11 protein-coding genes and 1 pseudogene are annotated in these 19,166 nt (G+C 63.0%); 9 read left to right on the forward strand and 3 right to left on the reverse strand.

What is annotated here, in order from left to right; all coding sequences use genetic code 11:
* Window positions 1-220 precede the first annotated feature (220 nt).
* From HMPREF9695_RS08870 to HMPREF9695_RS08885, 4 genes are read left to right on the forward strand one after another with little or no spacing between them, the layout of a single operon-like run.
* Window positions 221-1,255, forward strand: a complete 1,035-nt coding sequence (locus tag HMPREF9695_RS08870) for an amino acid ABC transporter substrate-binding protein (RefSeq protein WP_006020506.1) — start codon at window positions 221-223, stop codon at window positions 1,253-1,255.
* 20 nt (window positions 1,256-1,275) lie between these two features.
* A complete protein-coding gene (locus HMPREF9695_RS08875) occupies window positions 1,276-2,481 on the forward strand; it encodes an amino acid ABC transporter permease (RefSeq protein WP_006020507.1) in 1,206 nt (401 codons plus the stop codon).
* A complete protein-coding gene (locus HMPREF9695_RS08880; protein ID WP_006020508.1) occupies window positions 2,478-3,995 on the forward strand; it encodes an amino acid ABC transporter permease in 1,518 nt (505 codons plus the stop codon). The genes HMPREF9695_RS08875 and HMPREF9695_RS08880 overlap by 4 nt, the downstream gene beginning before the upstream one ends.
* 9 nt (window positions 3,996-4,004) lie before the next feature.
* Complete coding sequence (locus tag HMPREF9695_RS08885; RefSeq protein WP_006020509.1) at window positions 4,005-4,745, forward strand: amino acid ABC transporter ATP-binding protein; 741 nt, start codon at window positions 4,005-4,007, stop codon at window positions 4,743-4,745.
* A gap of 179 nt (window positions 4,746-4,924) precedes the next feature.
* Here HMPREF9695_RS08885 and HMPREF9695_RS08890 read toward each other — a convergent pair whose 3' ends face one another.
* The 3 genes from HMPREF9695_RS08890 to HMPREF9695_RS26620 all read right to left on the reverse strand — a co-directional run bounded on the left by HMPREF9695_RS08890 (window position 4,925) and on the right by HMPREF9695_RS26620 (window position 7,836).
* Window positions 4,925-5,965, reverse strand: a complete 1,041-nt coding sequence (locus tag HMPREF9695_RS08890; protein ID WP_006020510.1) for a cysteine synthase A — start codon at window positions 5,963-5,965, stop codon at window positions 4,925-4,927.
* A gap of 148 nt (window positions 5,966-6,113) precedes the next feature.
* Entirely contained in the window at window positions 6,114-7,343 is a 1,230-nt protein-coding gene (locus tag HMPREF9695_RS08895) for an SAM-dependent methyltransferase (protein WP_006020511.1), read from the reverse strand.
* Entirely contained in the window at window positions 7,336-7,836 is a 501-nt protein-coding gene (locus HMPREF9695_RS26620; RefSeq protein WP_208856380.1) for a hypothetical protein, read from the reverse strand. Before HMPREF9695_RS26620 ends, HMPREF9695_RS08895 begins: the two co-directional genes overlap by 8 nt.
* Here HMPREF9695_RS26620 and HMPREF9695_RS08905 point away from each other — a divergent pair.
* From HMPREF9695_RS08905 to HMPREF9695_RS08925, 5 genes and pseudogenes are all read left to right on the forward strand, one after another.
* Entirely contained in the window at window positions 7,811-9,214 is a 1,404-nt protein-coding gene (locus HMPREF9695_RS08905) for an efflux transporter outer membrane subunit (protein ID WP_006020513.1), read from the forward strand. The genes HMPREF9695_RS26620 and HMPREF9695_RS08905 overlap by 26 nt on opposite strands.
* Window positions 9,204-10,567: pseudogene (locus tag HMPREF9695_RS08910) on the forward strand (efflux RND transporter periplasmic adaptor subunit). Before HMPREF9695_RS08905 ends, HMPREF9695_RS08910 begins: the two are co-directional and overlap by 11 nt.
* Window positions 10,568-10,733: 166 nt before the next feature.
* Window positions 10,734-13,886: an efflux RND transporter permease subunit gene (locus HMPREF9695_RS08915; protein ID WP_006020516.1), complete on the forward strand. Its 3,153-nt coding sequence runs from the start codon at window positions 10,734-10,736 to the stop codon at window positions 13,884-13,886.
* A 164-nt stretch (window positions 13,887-14,050) separates the two neighbouring features.
* Entirely contained in the window at window positions 14,051-17,161 is a 3,111-nt protein-coding gene (locus HMPREF9695_RS08920) for an efflux RND transporter permease subunit (protein WP_006020517.1), read from the forward strand.
* Between the two features lie 60 nt (window positions 17,162-17,221).
* The gene (locus HMPREF9695_RS08925; RefSeq protein WP_024919231.1) at window positions 17,222-19,153 is read left to right on the forward strand and encodes an ABC transporter ATP-binding protein/permease; all 1,932 of its coding nucleotides are present in this window, start codon (window positions 17,222-17,224) and stop codon (window positions 19,151-19,153) included.
* The last annotated feature ends 13 nt before the right edge of the window (window positions 19,154-19,166 follow it).

Genomic DNA, 19,166 nt, shown 5'->3' on the forward strand with positions numbered 1-19,166 from the left:
CCGCAGCCGCGGAGGGGACTGCTCGACAAAAGGCAATGTGCTGCCTTATGGGTCAGTAAGCTGACCGCAATGGCGGACGTCAACCCCTTGACCCGTCGCGTTCGGCGTTCTGTTATGCAGACCAGATATTTAGCTGGGATTTGTGTTGCTTCAGCAGGATCATTTCGCTCCGTGCGACGTTGTTCGTCGCCAGCGCGGAATTGCCGGGAAAGGTCGTTCTATGAAACGGGTATCGCTCGCTCTTATTCTCGCAGCATTCGCCATTCAGGCAGCCCAGGCACAGTCGCAGGACAAACCGAAGGATCGGGGCACGCTTCAGAGCATCAAGGATCGCGGAAGCCTGTCCTGTGGCGTCAGCCAGGGTCTGCCCGGATTCTCGGCCCCCGACGACAAGGGCAACTGGGCCGGTCTCGACGTCGACGTCTGCCGCGCCCTTGCAGCAGCGATCTTCAACGATCCGACCAAGGTGAAGTTCGTACCGCTGTCCGCGAAGGATCGGTTCACAGCCTTGCAGTCCGGCGAAATCGATGTGCTGTCGCGCAACTCGACCTGGACGCTGTCGCGCGATACCTCGCTCGGCCTGAACTACACCGGCATTTCCTACTACGACGGCCAGGGCTTCATGATCCGCAAGTCGCTCAAGGTCAATTCGGCGCTGGAGCTGAACAGCGCGTCGATCTGCGTGCAGACCGGCACCACCAACGAGCAGAACGTCTCGGACTACTTCAAGGGTAACAACATGAAGTACGAGCTGATCGCGTTCGGCACCGCGGATGAGACGGTTAAGGCCTATGAGTCGGGTCGCTGCGACGTGTTCACCTCGGACGTTTCGCAGCTTTACGCCGAGCGCCTCAAGCTCGCCGCACCGAACGATCATGCGGTTCTGCCGGAAGTGATCTCGAAGGAGCCGCTCGGCCCAGTGGTCCGTCACGGCGACGACCAGTGGTTCGACATCGTGCGCTGGACTTTGTTCGCGATGATCAATGCCGAGGAATATGCGATAACCCAGAAGAACGTCGACGAGATGGCGAAGTCCAGCAAGCCCGAACTCAAGCGGATTTTCGGCACCGACGGCAATCTCGGCGAACAGCTCGGTCTTACCAAGGACTGGGTCACGCGCATCATCAAGGCGACCGGCAACTATGGCGAATCGTTCGATCGCAACGTCGGCGCAGGCTCCAAGCTCGGCATCGCCCGTGGACTGAACAAGCTCTGGAATCAGGGCGGTCTTCAATACGCGCCGCCGATCCGTTGACGGCATTGCCGGATACGGCAATGGCAACCGAGCCCCGCAAGCCTCCGCTGCAACTGGTTGCACGGCTTCGCCGCGTACTTGGCGGGCAGGCGGGGTGGGGCGGTGTGATCGTTCAGATCCTGTTCGTCGCGGCCGTTGTCTGGATTGGATATGAGATTGTCGAGAACGCGCGGGCCAATCTTCAGGCCCAGCGGATCGCGTCCGGCTTCGGCTTCCTGTCGAACACTGCGGGCTTCGCTGTCAGCCAGGCGCTGATTCCATATTCGGAGACCGACACCTATGCGCGGGTGTTTTTCGTCGGCCTGCTGAATACCCTGTTGGTTTCTATCGTCGGTATCATCATCGCGACCATCATCGGCGTACTCGTGGCGCTGGGGCGGCTGTCGCCGAACTGGCTGCTGGCGCGGATTTCCGGCGGCTATGTCGAGCTGATCCGCAATCTGCCGCTGCTGTTCCAGATCCTGTTCTGGTATCTCGCTGTGCTGGCGACACTGCCAAGCCCGCGCCAGAGCATCTCGCTGTTCGGGACCGTCTTCCTGAGCAACCGCGGATTGATCGTTCCCGATCCGGTACCGCAGCAAGGATTTGGCGTGTTCGTGTCCGCCATCGTGATCGCTGTCGCGGCGTCGCTGCTGATGCGCTTCCATGCCCGCAGGCAATTGTTTGCCGCCGGTGTGAAGGTGACGATCTGGCCGTTCGTGCTGGGGATGCTGGTCGGTCTTCCCGCGCTGGCCATCCTGATTTTCGGCGCGCCGTTCGCATTCGACATGCCGCAGTTGAAAGGTTTCAACTTCGCCGGCGGCGCCAAGGTGCTGCCGGAGTTTGCCGCGCTCACCATCGCGCTCTCGACCTACACCGCAGCGTTCATCGCCGAGATCGTGCGTGCCGGTATCCAGTCCGTGCCGAAGGGCCAGATGGAAGCGGGCGCATCCCTGGGGTTGTCGCGCGGCGAGACGCTGCGGCTGGTGGTGATTCCGCAGGCCATGCGGGTGATCCTGCCGCCGCTGACCAATCAGTATCTCAACCTCACCAAGAACTCGTCGCTCGCGGTCGCCATCGGCTATCCCGATCTGTTCTCGGTGTTCGCCGGAACGACCCTGAGCCAGACCGGACAGGCGGTCGAGATCATCGCGCTCACCATGGGCGTTTATCTGCTGATCTCGCTGGTCACGAGCGCGATCATGAGTTTCTACGGCTGGCGTCTGAACCGGAGCCTTGCCACATGACGGAGCAGACCGCGTCATTCGTCCGGCAGCAGATTGCCGAACCGCGCCGCGCTCCGGTCAGGACCACGGGTGTCATCGGCTTTGCGCGCGAGCGGCTGTTCAATTCGCCGCTCAACATCATGATCACGCTGATCGGCGCTGCGCTGCTGTGGCTGATCCTCGTTCCCGCCGTGAAATTCCTGTTCGTCGATGCCGTGTGGCACGGCAGTGATCGCAATGCCTGTCTTGAAGCGAATGCCGGGCGGGTGGTCGGTGCGTGCTGGCCGTTCGTGCAGGCGAAATTCGATCAGTTCATCTACGGCTTCTATCCGGAGGACCAGCGCTGGCGGGTCAATCTGACCTTCGCGCTCGGCGCACTTCTGCTCCTGCCGCTACTGATTCCGCGCGCGCCCGCGAAGGCGCTCAACTCCGGGCTGTTCTTCGCCGCCTATCCCGTCATCGGCTTCTTCCTGCTGCGCGGCGGCGGACTGAAGGGCTTTGCCATTCACTGGCTGGCCGATCTCGGGTCCGGACTGGCTTCCAGCTTCCAGGACGCAGGCGCACGGTTGGCCTCCACGGCAATCGTGGGACCCTTGGGACAGGGGCTGTCGTTTGTCGGCAGGCTGGTCGGATGGATCGGCGACGGACTGGCCATCCTGATCTGGCCGGTTGAATGGTTGCGTGACTACATCGAGCGTTTCCAGTCTCCGCTGTGGACCGATCTTGCCGCGACCGCGATCATTGTTTCGTTGCTGATGTTTTTCCTGACCGGCGGATTCCGCAACGGCTGGCGGGCGCTGTTCAAGAGCATCGCAATCTTCGCCGGAATTGCTGCCGTGATCGTGGTGATGGGCCTCGACAAGGGGGGCCTGCCGATCGTCGATACCCGGTCATGGGGTGGTCTGCTGGTGACGCTGGTCGTCTCGGTCACCGGGATTGTCGCGTCGATGCCGGTCGGAATGATCCTGGCGCTCGGGCGGCGCTCGACCATTCCGCTGATCCGGGTGTTTTCGATTGCCTTCATCGAATTCTGGCGCGGCGTTCCGCTGATTACGGTGCTGTTCTTCGCAACCTACATGCTGCCGCTGTTTCTGCCGGGGAACTTCACAGTCGATGGTCTGGTGCGGGTGCTGATCGGCATCGCGCTGTTCGCCGGTGCCTACAATGCCGAGGTCATTCGCGGCGGCTTGCAGGCCGTGCCGCGCGGACAGGCGGAAGCCGCCAGCGCGCTCGGCCTGTCCTACTGGAAGACCACCGGTCTGATCGTGATGCCGCAGGCGCTGCGGAATGTCATTCCGGCGCTGGTGAACAGCTTCATTGCGCTGTTCAAGGACACCACGCTGGTGCTGATCGTGGCGATCTTCGATCTGCTCGGGCAGTTGCGGGCCTCGTTCGCCGATCCGAACTGGGCGACGCCGACGACGCTGTTCACCGGCTTCGCCTTCACCGGAATGATCTACTTCGTGTTCTGCTTTGGAATGTCGCGCTATTCGCTGTTCGTGGAGCGGCGCCTGAATGTTCACAAGAATGTCTGAGATGAAACCATGACCGCAGACGCAATCGTCAACATCTCGGGCCTCAACAAGTGGTTCGGCGACTTCCATGTGCTGCGCGATATCGACATGGCGGTCGGCCGCGGCGAGCGCATCGTGGTCTGCGGGCCGTCCGGCTCCGGCAAATCGACGCTGATCCGCTGCATCAATGCGCTGGAGGAATTTCAGGAAGGCCGCATCGTTGTCGACAATATCGAGCTCGGGCCGAACCTGCGCCACATCGATGCGGTGCGCCGCGAGGTTGGCATGGTGTTCCAGAGCTTCAATCTGTTTCCGCATCTGACCGTGCTGGAAAACTGTACGCTGGCGCCGATCTGGGTGCGCAACATCCCGAAGAAAGACGCCGAAGCCGCGGCGATGAAATATCTCGAGCGTGTGCGGATTCCCGACAAGGCGAACAAGTATCCCGGCCAGATTTCAGGCGGCCAGCAGCAGCGCGTGGCGATTGCGCGCGCGCTGACGATGAATCCGAAAGTGATGCTGTTCGACGAGCCGACCTCCGCGCTCGATCCCGAGATGGTCAAGGAAGTGCTCGACACCATGGTCGATCTGGCGAAAGAGGGCATGACCATGCTGGTGGTGACCCACGAGATGGGCTTCGCCCGCGAAGTCGCCGACCGCGTGGTGTTCATGGACGCCGGTCAGATCGTCGAAGCGAATACGCCGGAGAAGTTCTTCTCGAACCCGCAGCACGCGCGGACCAAGCTGTTCCTCAGTCAGATCTTGAGGTGACATCTTCACCTCTCCCCGCGTGCGGGGAGAGGTCGCGAGCGAAAGCGAGCGGGTGAGGGGCCTCTTTGTAGTTTCCGACTGCCCCTCACCCGGAGACTTCGCTGCGCTCAGTCTCCGACCTCTCCCCGTAAACGGGGAGAGGTGAAGTCAGAAGCGCTCGCGCTTGCAATAAAGGCAACTCACACCTTCTCAAACGGCGGCTTGATCGTGCTCTTGCGCTCCAGCCATGCAGGCACCGGCAGGTTCTTCGAGCGCAGGAACTCCGGATTGAACAGCTTCGACTGATAGCGCGTGCCGTAGTCGCACAGGATGGTCACGATGGTGTGGCCGGGCCCGAGATCCTTCGCCAGACGGATGGCGCCTGCGATATTCACGCCCGACGATCCGCCGACGCAGATGCCTTCGTTCTCAAGCAGGTCGAACACGATCGGCACGGCTTCCGAGTCCTCGATGAGATAGGCCTTGTCGACCTTGATGTCCTCGATGATCGGGGTGACGCGGCCAAGACCGATGCCTTCGGTGATCGATCCGCCCTCGGTCGATTTGACCTCGCCATGATCGAAGTAGTTGTACATCGCCGCGCCGCGCGGATCGGCGACGCCGATCTTGATGTCTTTCTTCTTCTCGCGCAGGAACGTCGCCGTGCCCGCGAGCGTGCCACCGCTGCCGATCGAGCAGATGAAGCCGTCGACCTTGCCGTCGGTCTGGTCCCAGATTTCGGGACCGGTCGAGACGTAGTGGGCCTTGCGGTTGTCGAGGTTGTTCCACTGGTCGGCGAAGATGACGCCGTTCTTTTCGGTCTTGCGCAACTCATCTGCAAGACGCCGGCCGACATGCTGATAGTTGTTCGGGTTGCTGAAGGGCAGCGCCGGCACTTCGACCAGTTCCGCGCCGAGCAGACGCAGCACGTCTTTCTTTTCCTGGCTTTGCGTTTCCGGAATCACGATGATGGTGCGATAACCCCGCGCCGCCGCGACGAGGGCGAGGCCGATTCCGGTGTTGCCCGCGGTGCTCTCGACGACCAGACCGCCGGGCCGCAGGTCGCCGCGCTTTTCCGCTTCGAGGATCATCTGTTTGCCGGCGCGGTCCTTCACCGACTGACCGGGATTCATGAACTCGGCCTTGCCGAGAATTGTGCATCCGGTCTCTTCGGATGCGCGCTTCAGCTTGATGAGCGGGGTGTTGCCGATGGCGTCGATGACGTCTTTGCGAATGTGCATGATATGGAAGGACCTGGGACCGGATGTATCAGGAGCAAAGGGAAGGGCTGCTGTTTCAGGGATCAACCTAGAGGCGGCCCGCCGTTCCGACAAGGGCAGCGCGTGCAGGCGTGATCTGCCCGCTTTTTGAGGAAGTTGAACCGGTCAATTAACCTGATTTGGCGAATACGACCTGACGCACATCGATATTGCCGGACAGGAATCCGGCTTCGCAGTAGGCAAGGTAGTATTCCCACAGCCGCCGGAAGCGCTCGTCGAATCCGAGCGGCATCAGGTTCGGCCATGCGGCGCGGAAGTTGTCTCTCCATGTCGCAAGCGTCTTGGCATAATCTTCTCCAAAAATGCGCTCACGGATGACGGGGACGCCGAACTTCTCGCCCAGCGATTTCAGCACCTGCGGCGACGGCAGCATGCCGCCGGGAAACACGTAGCGCTGGATGAAATCGACCTCGCGCCGGTAGGCGTTGAAGAACTTGTCCTGAATGGTAATCGCCTGAATTCCGGCGAGGCCGCCGGGGGCAAGGCGGTCCCGAAGCTGGCTGAAATACTGCGGCCAGAACTCCTCGCCGACGGCCTCGATCATTTCGATGGAGGCGATCCGGTCATATTGTCCGCGCTCGTCGCGGTAGTCCTGAAACCTGATCTCGACCTTCTCGCTGAGGCCTGCGGCCTGCATCCGCTTCAGCGCGAAATCGCGCTGCTCGGTGCTGATGGTCAGCCCGACAACCCGGACGTCGTAGTTCTTGGCGACGTACTCCGCAAAGCCGCCCCAGCCGCAGCCGATCTCCAGCACTTTCTGTCCGGGCTGAAGGTTGATCGCCTCGGCGAGACGCCGGTACTTGTTGTGCTGCGCGGCGGTGAGATCGTTGGTGCCGTCCTCGAACAGCGCCGACGAATAGGTCATGCTCGGATCGAGCCACGCCGAGTAGAACGAATTGCCGATGTCGTAGTGCGCGTAGATATTGCGCCGCGCCTGCCGCCTGGTGTTGCGGTTGAACCAGTGGCGCAGCGACTGCACGAACCGCGCAACCGGTTTGCCGCCGAGCATGGTCTGGATCAGATCGTGATTGACGCAAAAGATGTAAAGGAACTGCGTCAGGTTGGGCGTGTCCCACTCGCGGCGCAGATAGGCCTCGGCAATGCCGATGTCGCCGCCTCGCGCCAGCCGCCATGCAAATCCGTAGCTGTAGATCGTCATTTGCGCGGCGGGGCCGGGCTCGAGACCGCCGCAGCGCACCGTCCGGCCATTCGGCAGGGTGACGTCGAGGGTGCCGCGCCGGAGCCTCGAAGCGAACTTGAATGCAAACCGGACCAGTCGGGGAACATCCGGCAAAACCGCCTCGACATTGTCGGGGGTCAGGATGATCGGGTCAGACATCGCGCAATTCCATCAGTATGACGTGGCTCTGTGTCCAACTCTTCTGCTCGCGCGCCGGCCGCTTTCCGCCGAACTGTCCTTCGCTGTTGGTCTTGCCACAATTCTTGCGCCCTTTAGCCAAAGACGCAAGGCCGGGTATCATGGTGTGAAGGCCACGTCCGGCCTGCAGCCTCTGACGCCGGCTCCGGATGAAATCTTTGTAAGGCTTGCCGCCGTTCAGATCGATGAACGCAGGAAACCCTTTGTTTATGGGGATAAGTCGAATTCCGGACCTGACACCCGGGAGGCACAGGTCGCGCTTGTCTTGAGGACGGCGGCAGGACATGCCTGTCCGTGGCCAGAACGGCCCTGTAGAATGAGATTCTGGCCCATTTCGGAGAGTGTTAGCGCCGGTGTTTGAGCTGCCTTGCAAGTCGAGACGTGGAGCATTTCCGCGGCCGTCGTTCGCGCTTTGCGCGGCGCTGGCCATGGCGGCCATGTCGGGCGGCTGCATCCTCACGTCCGATCTGCCGGACCCCGCGCTGGACGTGCCCGGCGCCTACAAGGCGGCGTCAGGTGACGCGGAGAGCAAACCGCCGACGCTGGACTGGTGGCGAGGCTTTCGCTCAAGGGAACTGACCGTCCTCATGGAGGAGGCCCAGACCGTCAACCTCGACATTGCCGCCGCGGTTGCCCGCATCCGGCAAGCGGACGCGCAGGCCCAGACCGCAGGCGCTGCGCTGCTGCCGAGTGTCACCGGCACCTTCTCCGGCTCGCGGTCGCGCTCGTCGAGCAATACCGGCGTGGTGACGTCAGGCAGCTCGATCGGCGGCCGTGGCGAGGTGACGAATCATGTTGCCTCCCTCAGCGCGAGCTACGAGATCGATTTCTGGGGCAAGAACCGCGACGCGCTGCTGGCCGCGGAAGAAACCGCCAACGCCAATCGCTTCGATCGCGACGTTGTGGCGCTGACCACGTTGGCGAGCGTCGCCAATGCCTACTTCCAGGTGGTGGCTGCGCAGGAGCGCATCAACATCGCGACCCGCAACATCGCCAGCGCGCAGCGCATCTATGACGCCATCAAGGCGCGCGTCGATTCGGGGACGGGCTCCGATCTCGACCTTGCGCAACAGGAAAGTCTGCTTGCGAACCAGAAGGCAGCGGTGCCGCCGTTGCGGCAGGCGCTGGATCAGAATGCCAACATTCTCGCAACGCTGGTCGCGCGTCCGCCGGAGCGGGTAAGGCTGACCGGCGGATCGCTCGGCAGCATCGCCATTCCGCGCGTCACCCCGGGTATTCCCTCCGACCTGCTGACGCAGCGGCCCGACATCCGGCGTCAGGAAAACCAGCTCGCGTCCGCGACCGCGAATGTCGGCAGCGCGCGGGCACAGTTCTTCCCGAGCATTCAGCTCACCGGACAGGGCGGCTACCAGAGCGCGCAACTGGCGATGTTGTTCACGCCGCAATCGGCGTTCTTCAATATGGCGGCCGGACTGACGCAGCCGATCTTCGACGCCGGACGGATTCAGGCCAACTTCGACTTGCAGCAGGCACGGCAGGACGAGTTGTTGCAAACCTATCGCAAGACCGTTGTCTCGGCCTTTGCCGATGTGGACACGGCGCTCTCGACCCTCAAACAGGCCAACGAGCGGCTGCGGCTCCAGCGCATCGTGGTGTCGGCCTCCAGGCGGGCGTTCGAGTTGTCCGAGCGGCAGCTTCGCGCCGGCACGGCCGACATCGTAACTGTGCTAAACACGCAATTGACGCTATTTCAGGCTGAAGATTCGCTGGCGCAGTTCCAACTCGCCCGGCTGCTGGCGGTCGTATCTCTCTATCAGGCATTGGGCGGTGGTTGGTCGCCAAGGACGGAAGGGCCGGCTAATGCTCTTTAAGCCCGAGCTGAATGAAAAGGCCAAAGCGGCTGGCGAAGGAGTCGCGCGGGTGGCGTCCGGCGCGCGGCGGCGAACCGTCTCGATTGCCGTGTGGCTCCTGATCATCGGCGGTCTTGGCTATCTTGGGTGGACCTATTTCAAGAAGACCGAGACCGCGACCCGCACGCGGCCCGATTTGGCCATTCCCGTGCTGGCCACGACGCCGCGCATCGAAGACGTTCCGGTCTATCTAGACGGCGTCGGCACCGTCCGCGCGCTGAACAACGTAACGGTGCGCGCGCAGGTCAACGGCAAGCTGCTGTCGGTCAATTTCAAGGAAGGCCAGGACGTCAAGAAAGGTGATGTGCTGGCAGAGATCGATCCGGTGATTTACCAGGCGCAGTACGATCAGGCTGTCGCCAAGAAGGCGCAGGACGAAGCCACCCTCGCCAACGCGCGCATGGATCTGGTCCGCTATCAGCAGTTGGCGGCATCCAAGGCAGGCTCCGCGCAGCAGGCCGACACCCAGAAGGCGCTGGTTGCGCAGCTAGAGGCGCTGGTGAAATCCGATCAGGCGGCGATCGACAACGCGCAGGCCACGCTCGGCTACACCAAGATCATCGCGCCGTTGTCTGGCCGCGCCGGACTGCGTCAGGTCGACCAGGGCAACATCGTCCAGACCTCGGACGCGACGGGCGTTGTGGTGATCACGCAACTCCAGCCCATCTCCGTTCAGTTCAGTCTGCCGCAGCAACAGATTTTCCGTGTCAACACGGCGCTGGCAAAGGGGCCGCTCGCGGTCGATGTGTTCGGCAACGACGGCAAGACGGTGGCCGATACCGGAAAGGTCACGGGCGTCGACAATCAGGTCGATCAGACCACCGGCACGGTGAAGGTGAAGGCGGAATTTCCCAACGCGAATTTTCAGTTGTGGCCGGGACAGTTCGTCAATGTGCGCCTCAAGGTGAACACGCTCGACAAGGCCATCGTGGTTCCGACCGCGGCGGTTCAGCGCGGGCCGGCGGGCACGTTCGTCTACGTGATCGGTCAGGACAATACCGTCGCCGCGCGCCCCGTCACGGTGACATTGCAGAACGAAACCCTCGCCGTCATCGCGTCGGGCATCACGGTCGACGATCAGGTTGTGACCACGGGCTTCGCCAATCTGTCCGAAGGCGCGAGGTGACCATCAGCAAGGACTATCAGGCTCCGACGCCGGACCTTGCGCCGCGCAAACAGCAGCGGCCGGGCGGCGGCGAAAAGGGACAGGGCCAGCGCGGCGAGAAGGGCGAACGGCGCGGCGCGAGGGAGCAGGGAGCTGCACCGCAAGGCGGGCAACCGCAAACAGGCGGCGACACGAAAGCGCCGCAGTGAGCCTGCGATCGAAACAGGATTTCTCACCGTCATTGCGAGGAGCAAAGCGACGAAGCAATCCAGCTTCCCATATCCAAAAGATGGATTGCTTCGCTTCGCTCGCAATGACGATGGAAAATCCACGACTTGATGATGTTCTAGAGTCCAACCCGGTGAGCACGCATCGATGAGCGTCTCTGAGCCATTCATCCATCGTCCGATCGCGACCTCGCTGCTGGGCGTGGCGCTGCTGATCGGCGGTGCGCTCGGATACTGGGCGCTGCCGGTGTCGGCTTTGCCGCAAGTCGACTTTCCGACGGTGCAGGTCACGACCCAGTTGCCGGGCGCCAGTCCCGATGTCGCCGCGTCGCTGATCACAGCGCCGCTTGAGCGGCAGCTCGGGCAAATTCCGTCGCTGGTCTCCATGACCTCAACAAGTTCGTTCGGCGTCAGCCAGATTTCGCTTCAGTTCGATCTCAACCGCGACATCGACGGCGCGACGCAGGACGTGCAGGCCGCGATCAATGCCGCGGCCGGCGTGCTGCCGAAGAACCTGCCGTATCCACCGACCTACGCGAAAGTGAATCCCGCCGACGCGCCGGTGCTGACGCTGGCGATGACGTCGGAGACGTCCCCGCTGCGTGCGATGAGCGATCTCGCCGACACCATGATGGCGCAGCGGCTGGCGCAGATTTCCGGCGTCGGCCGCGTATCCATTCTCGGCGGATTGAAACCCGCCGTTCGCGTGCAGGCCGATCTCGCCAGGCTTGCCGCCTATGGCATCTCGATGGAAGACCTTCGCACCGCGATTGCAGGCGCAAACGTGTCCGGCCCGAAGGGATCGCTCGATGGCGCACAGCAGGCCTACACCATCTCGGCCAACGACCAGATCGCCACCGCCGACGCCTACAAGCCGATCATCATCGCCTATCGCAACGGCTCGCCCGTTACCATCGGAGATGTTGCCCGGATCGTCGATGGACTGGAGAACGAGAAGACCGGCGCGTGGTATCAGGGCAAGCCCGCGGTGGTCATCGAGATCCAGCGCCAGCCCGGCGCCAACGTCATCGAGGTGGTGCGGCAGATCCGCGAAGAGATCCCCAAGCTTCAGAAGGCCGTTCCTGCGGGCGTGGACCTGACCGTGGTCAGCGACCGCACCGTCACCATCAAGGCGTCGGTTCGCGACGTGCAGTTCACGCTGGTGCTCAGCGTCGTGCTGGTGACTCTCGTGGTTCTGATCTTCCTGCGCTCATTGCGGGCTACGCTGATCGCGGGCGTCGCGCTGCCGCTGTCGCTGATTACCAGTTTCGGGGTGATGTACTTCGCCGGCTTCAGCCTGGACAACCTGTCGCTGATGGCGCTCACCATCGGCACCGGTTTCGTGGTCGACGACGCCATCGTGATGATCGAGAACATCGTCCGGCATATGGAGGACGGCGAGGGCGTGATGGACGCCGCGCTGCGCGGCGCCAGTGAAATCGGGTTCACGGTCATATCGCTGACGGTGTCGCTGATCGCGGTGTTCATCCCGCTGCTGTTCATGTCGGGCCTCGTCGGGCGCATGTTCCGGGAGTTCGCGCTGACGCTGACGATTGCGGTCGTGACATCCGCCGTAGTGTCCCTGACCCTGACGCCGATGATGTGCTCGCGGCTGCTGAAACGGCATGACGAAGAACTCAAGGTTCCCGGCCTTGCCACGATCAGCGGCTGGATCGACAGGATGGTGGCGTTCTATGAGCGCACGCTGCTCTGGGTGCTTCGGCATCAGCGCGCGACGCTGGTGGTCACGCTTCTCACCATCGTTGCGACACTCGCGCTCTATGTCGTCGCGCCGAAGGGCTTCCTGCCGTTGCAGGATACGGCCTCGATCACTGCGGTGACCGAAGCCGGCACCGAGGTGTCCTTCTCGGACATGCAGTTGCGGCAGAGCCAGATCGCCGATGCCATCAAGGCCGATCCCGACATCGTCGGCGTCGTCTCGGTGATCGGCGCGGGATCGGTGAACCCTACCACGAATGTCGGGCGTCTCGTTTTGACGCTGAAGCCGCGCGGCGAGCGCAAGACCGATATCGCCGTGGTTGTCGACCGGCTGAAGCAGCGCGTCGCCGCCGTTCCCGGCATGACGGTCTACTTCCAGGCGGTGCAGGACGTTCAGATCAGCACGCGGTCCAGCCGGTCGCAGTATCAGTACACGCTGACCGCCACCGACGCGCCGTCCGTCATCGAATGGGCGAACAAGCTCGTTCAGGAGATGCGGCGCGATCCGATGTTCCGCGACGTCTCGTCGGACGGGCAGGAGGGCGGTCTGCGCGCCCTGGTCAATGTCGATCGCCAGCGGGCGGGCCAGCTTGGCGTCTCGGTGCAGGCGGTCAACGACACGCTGAACGACGCCTTCGCCCAGCGCCAGATCTCAACGATCTTCGGTCAGGCCAACCAGTACCGCGTCGTGCTTGAGGCGCTGCCGGAGTATCAGCGCGATCCATCGGTGCTCTCGAAGCTTTATGTTCCGGGCGCCGCCGGCGCGTCAGGCGCGCCCACCGCGCAGGTGCCGATCGACGCGGTGGCCACCATCGTGCGAACGACCGCGCCGCTGTCGATCTCGCATCAATCGCAGTTCCCGTCGGTCTCGCTGTCGTTCAATCTTGCGCCGGGGGAAGCGCTCGGCAACGCGGTCGAACGGGTTGCGGAGATCGAGAAGAACATCGGTATGCCGGGAAACATCGCCGGCCTCTATTCGGGCGACGCCGCCGAGTTCTCCAAGTCGCTGTCGGGCCAGCCCTGGCTGATCCTCGCGGCGCTGGTGACGATCTACATCGTGCTGGGAGTGCTGTACGAGAGCTACATCCATCCGATCACCATCCTCTCGACACTTCCATCCGCCGGCGTCGGCGCGATCCTGGCGCTGATCCTCTGCGGGCAAGACCTGTCGGTGATCGGCCTGATCGGCATCATCCTGCTGATGGGCATCGTGAAGAAGAACGCGATCATGATGATCGACTTCGCGCTGGAAGCGGAGCGGCATCAGGGCCTGTCGGCCTACGACGCCATCGTCAAAGCGTGTCTGCTGCGTTTCCGCCCGATCATGATGACGACGCTTGCGGCGCTGTTCGGCGCGCTGCCGCTGGCGCTCGAAAGCGGCACCGGATCTGAACTGCGTTTCCCGCTCGGCGTGTCGATCATCGGCGGATTGATCGTCTCGCAAATCCTGACGCTCTATACGACGCCGGTCATCTACCTTGCGCTCGACCGGATCAATCGCCGGATCGAAGCCGCGGTGCCGCCGGATGATTCCGGCAAGCCCTCGCCTCCGATCGCGGGAGCCACGGAGGGCATTCAGTAATGAGGCAACCATCCCATATGGTGCACGCCGTCATCCTGAGGTGCGAGCTTTTGCGAGCCTCGAAGGATGACAAGACGCCGTCGCCCTTCGAGGCCTTCGCTTCGCTTCGGCACCTCAGGGTGACGGATCGGTTGTCTTCATGCAAACCAGCTAGGCCATAACTCATGGCCTCGCTCTCCGAACCATTCATCCGCAGGCCCGTCGGCACCACGCTGCTGGCGATCGGCCTGTTTCTGGTCGGAGCGGTTGCCTACAACTTCCTTCCCGTCGCGAGCATTCCGTCGGTCGATTTCCCGTCGATCCGCGTGAGCGCCTCACGCCCCGGCGCCGATCCGACCATCATGTCGTCGACCGTCGCCGCGCCGCTGGAACGGCGGCTCGGTGAGATCGCCGGCATCGACCAGATCACGTCAACCAGTTCGCTCGGCACCACCAGTATCTCGCTGCAGTTCGCCATCGGCCGCAACATCGACCGCGCGGCGCGCGACGTGCAGGCTGCGATCAATGCCTCGCTTGCGGATCTGCCGACCGACCTGCCGACGCTGCCGAATTTCCGCAAGGCCAATCCCGCCGCGGCTCCGGTGCTGATCGTCGCGCTGACATCGAAGACCATGCTGCCGAGCGCGATCTATGACGTCGCGGATACGGTGATCGCCCAGCGCATTTCACAGGTGCCCGGCGTGGGCGAGGCGACCGTGAGCGGTGCGGATCAGCCGGCCATCCGCGTCCAGCTCAATCCAGGAGCGCTGGCAACCGCAGGTATCGCCAGCGACGATGTCCGCAACGCCATCGTCAACGCCAACGCGATTGGACCGGTCGGAGCCTTCAACGGTCCGGTTCTCGGCGAAACGCTCGCGGCCAATCCGCAGATGCGCACGGCGGCCCAGTTCCGCGATATCGTGATCAAGGCGGCCAACGGCAATTTCGTGAAATTGTCCGACGTTGCCACCGTGCTCGATGCGACGCGCAACAGCCGTTCCATCGCGTGGTTCAACAAGCAGCCTGCCGTTCTGATCCTGATCACCAAGCAGCAGGACGCCAACGTCATCGACACCGTGGACCGGGTGAAGGCGTTGCTGCCCGAGTTGAAGCAATGGATTCCGGGCGGTGTGGAGATTTCCATTCTCTCGGATCGCACCGGCACCATCCGAGCCAACGTCGAGGACATGGAATGGACGCTGGGCGCGACCGCCGTGCTGGTCATGCTCGTGGTGTTCGTGTTCGTGCGCCGGATGACGCCGACCATTGCGGCGGGCATTTCCGTGCCGCTGGCGCTGGCGGGGACCTGCGCCCTGATGTGGGTCGCGGGGTTTTCGATCAACAACCTGTCGCTGATGGCACTGGCGGTCTCGGTCGGCTTCGTGGTCGACGATGCCATCGTCATGATCGAGAACATGTACCGCAATCTCGAAGAGGGCATGAAGCCGTATCAGGCCGCACTGCTTGGCGCGAAGCAGATCGGCTTCACGGTGCTGTCGATCAGCATTTCGCTGGTGGCGGCGTTCACGCCGCTGATCTTCATGGAAGGCATCGTCGGGCGGCTGTTCCGTGAATTCTCGCTGACCCTGACCTTTGCCATTCTGGTGTCGATGGTGGTGTCGCTGACCGTGACGCCGATGATCTGCGCTCACTACATCAAGACCACCGTTTCGCCGGACGCCACCTGGTTCGACCGGCTGGTCGAAGGCAGCCTGTCGCGCATCGTGCGGTTCTATGAGCGGACGCTGCATGTCGTGCTGCGCTTTCCGATTTTGACCATGCTGGTGTTTGTCGCGACCATCGCATTGACGGTCACGCTCTACATCAAGACGCCGAAAGGCTATTTTCCGACCGACGACAGCGGCCTCGTGATCGGCGCGACGCGGGCATCGCCTGACGTCTCGTTCCAGGCCATGCTCGGTCTCCAGCAGCGGATTGCGGACATCGTGATGGCTGATCCCGCCGTCGCGGGTGTCGGTTCGAGCCTCGGCGGCAGCGGCGGGCCGGGCGGAGGCGGGGCCAACCGCGGCACCATGTTCATCAGTCTGAAGGACCTCGACCAGCGCGGCGGCCTGACCACCACGCAGGTGATCGATCGGCTCCGGCGCAATCTCGGCACGGTGCCCGGCATCCGGCTGTTCATGTTTGCCGCACAGGATTTGCGCGCGGGCGGACGCCAGAGCGACTCCAACTACCAGTACACGCTGATCAGTTCAGATCTGGATTTGCTGTCGAAGTGGGCGCCGATCGTAGCGAAGAAATTCGAGAGCGTGGAAGGCATCACGGATGTTTCCAGCGACCGCGACGCTGCTGGCCTCGCGCTGAACCTGTCCATCGACCGCAAGACCGCCGCCAGCCTCGGCGTGCAGGTTCAGGACATCGACAACGCCCTGAACAATGCGTTCTCACAGCGGCAGATATCGACCATCTACACCCAGCGGAACCAGTACAAGATCATTCTGGAGGTCGATCCGCGGTTGCAGGGCGATCCGACGGCGCTCGAAAAGATATACGTTGCGGGCGCAGGCGATGCGCAGGTGCCGCTGTCGGCAGTGGTGCGGATGGAGCGCGGCCTGTCGCCGCTGTCGGTCTATCATCAGGCGTCGTTCCCCTCGAACACGATCTCCTTCAACGTACCCGACGGCGTTCCGCTGCAGACCGCGACCGATAACATCCAGCGTGCGGTCGAGGAGTTGCACATGCCTGAAGGCATTCGCGGCGAATTCGCCGGCAACGCCGCCGACAGTCAGAAAACCGCGAACCGCCAGCCGCTGCTCATTCTCGGCGCGCTGATCGCGGTCTACATTGTGCTCGGCGTCCTTTACGAGAGCCTTGCCCATCCGCTGACGATCATCTCGACTTTGCCGCCGGCCGGACTTGGCGCGCTGCTGGCTCTGCAGGTCACCAACACGCCGCTGACGGTGATCGCGTTTATCGGAATCATCCTGCTGATCGGCATCGTGAAGAAGAACGGCATCATGATTGTCGACTTCGCCCTTGAGGGCGAACGGCAGCGCGGCCTGTCGTCGGAGGATGCGATCTTCGAGGCCAGCCTGGCGCGTTTCCGGCCGATCATCATGACCACGATGGCGGCGCTTCTTGCCGCGGTGCCGCTGGTGATCGCGACCGGGCCGGGGACGGAGCTGCGCAGGCCGCTCGGCATCACCATCATCGGCGGGCTGATCGTCTCCCAGATCCTGACGCTCTACACGACGCCGGTGATTTACCTGTTGATCGACCGGCTGCGCGGACGGGACACACGGAGGCCGCTGCCGCAGGCCACACCTGCCGAATAGCCGATTTGCGGCAGCGCACTTTGGGCGGGAACTTTGTGGTTCCACTGGCGTTGGGCCGGTATGAATAGACCGCCGATTCAAGAAGTTCTCGCTGAAACCGGAGAGCCGGTTGAAGCGCCCCCGCCCGAAATGGTTGAGCCCGAACCCGGGCTCTCTCCCGAGGAACTCGAACAGCTCAAACGCGACTATCTGCTGACCCGGTTCTGGATCAGCGCGCGCGGCTTTTGGGGCCGTGGCGGAGGCCGCCTGGCGTGGACGTTGAGCTTCGGCCTGCTCGCGCTGATCGTTCTGCAAATCACGTTTCAGTACGGCATCAACGTCTGGAACAGGTCGATCTTCGACGCCATCGAGAAGAAGGATGCCGCCAAGGTTTTCTATCTGACGGGAATATTCTTTCCGCTCGCGATCGGCAGCGTCGTTATCGGCGTCGTGCAGGTCTTTGCCCGCATGAGCATCCAGCGGCGCTGGCGCGCGTGGCTGACCAACTCCGTGGTGTCGCGGTGGCTGGCCAACGGCCGCTACTATCAGCTCAATCTGGTCGACGGCGATCACAAGAATCCGGAATACCGGATCGCGGAGGATCTGCGGGTTGCCACCGACGCACCGGTGGATTTCGCCGCTGGCGTGACGCAGGCATTTCTCTCGGCGGCCACCTTCATCGTCGTGCTGTGGACCATCGGCGGCGCGCTGACATTGTCCGTCGGGGGCAGTACTGTCACCATTCCGGGCTTCCTCGTCATCGCCGCCGTCGTGTATGCGGCGATCGCCAGCGGCTCGATGATGATCATCGGCCGGAACTTCGTGTCCGTCTCCGAGAGCAAGAATCAGGCGGAGGCCGAATACCGCTATGCGCTGACCCGCGTGCGCGAGAACGGCGAAAGCATCGCGCTGCTCGGCGGCGAGGAGGAGGAGCGTTCGGGAATCGACAAGTCGTTCGGGAATGTCTTGCGGCAATGGGCGCGGTTGTGCGGGCAGCACATGCGCACCACCGTTGTGTCGCAGGGATCGAGCCTGATTGCGCCGGTCATTCCGATCCTGCTCTGCGCTCCGAAGTTTCTGGAAGGAAGCATGTCGCTGGGACAGGTCATGCAGGCGGCATCGGCTTTCACGATCGTGCAGGCGGCGTTCGGCTGGCTGGTGGACAACTATCCGCGCCTTGCGGAATGGAACGCCGGTGCGCGGCGCATCGCGTCGCTGATGATGTCGCTCGATGGTCTGGAGCGAGCCGAAACCGGCGAGGGGATCAACCGCATCGAGCGTGGAGAGACCGAAGGCGACGCTATGGTGCGCCTGAACGAACTATCCGTCACGCTGAACGACGGCACCGCCGTGGTCGGCGAGTCTGAGGTGGTTATCGAGCCCGGCGAACGTGTCCTTGTTGCCGGCGAATCCGGCAGCGGAAAGAGCACGCTGGTGCGCGCCATTGCCGGTCTGTGGCCGTGGGGCAGCGGCAGCGTCGACTTCCATCGCGATCGCCGGATTTTCATGCTGCCGCAGAAGCCGTATGTCCCGACCGGCACGTTGCGGCGCGCGATCGCCTATCCCGGCGCCGCCGAGGACTGGACGGTCGAGCAGATGGCGGAGACGCTTGAGAAGGTCGGGCTCGCGCACCTGAAGGAGAAGGTCGAAGAGGACGCGCCGTGGGATCAGACCCTGTCGGGCGGCGAAAAGCAGCGGCTGGCCTTCGCGCGACTGCTTCTGCACCGGCCTGATATCATCGTTCTCGACGAAGCGACCTCCGCGCTCGACGACACCGGGCAGGACAATCTCATGAAGTTGCTGCACGAGGAATTGAAAGACGCGACCATCATCAGCGTCGCCCATCGCACGGAACTGGAGGAGTTTCACAGCCGCAAGATCACGCTGGAGCGCCGCAAGGGAGGCGCGAAGCTCGTCAGCGACATCGAACTGATCCCGCGAGGTGACAAGCGGCGTTTGCTGGGCGGATGGCTTCGGCACCGCCGGCCCCCGAAGCCGGGCAAGGCGGCCTGACGGAATTGTCCTC

The sequence above is a fragment of the Afipia broomeae ATCC 49717 genome (assembly GCF_000314675.2).
GTDB classification, from domain to species: domain Bacteria; phylum Pseudomonadota; class Alphaproteobacteria; order Rhizobiales; family Xanthobacteraceae; genus Afipia; species Afipia broomeae.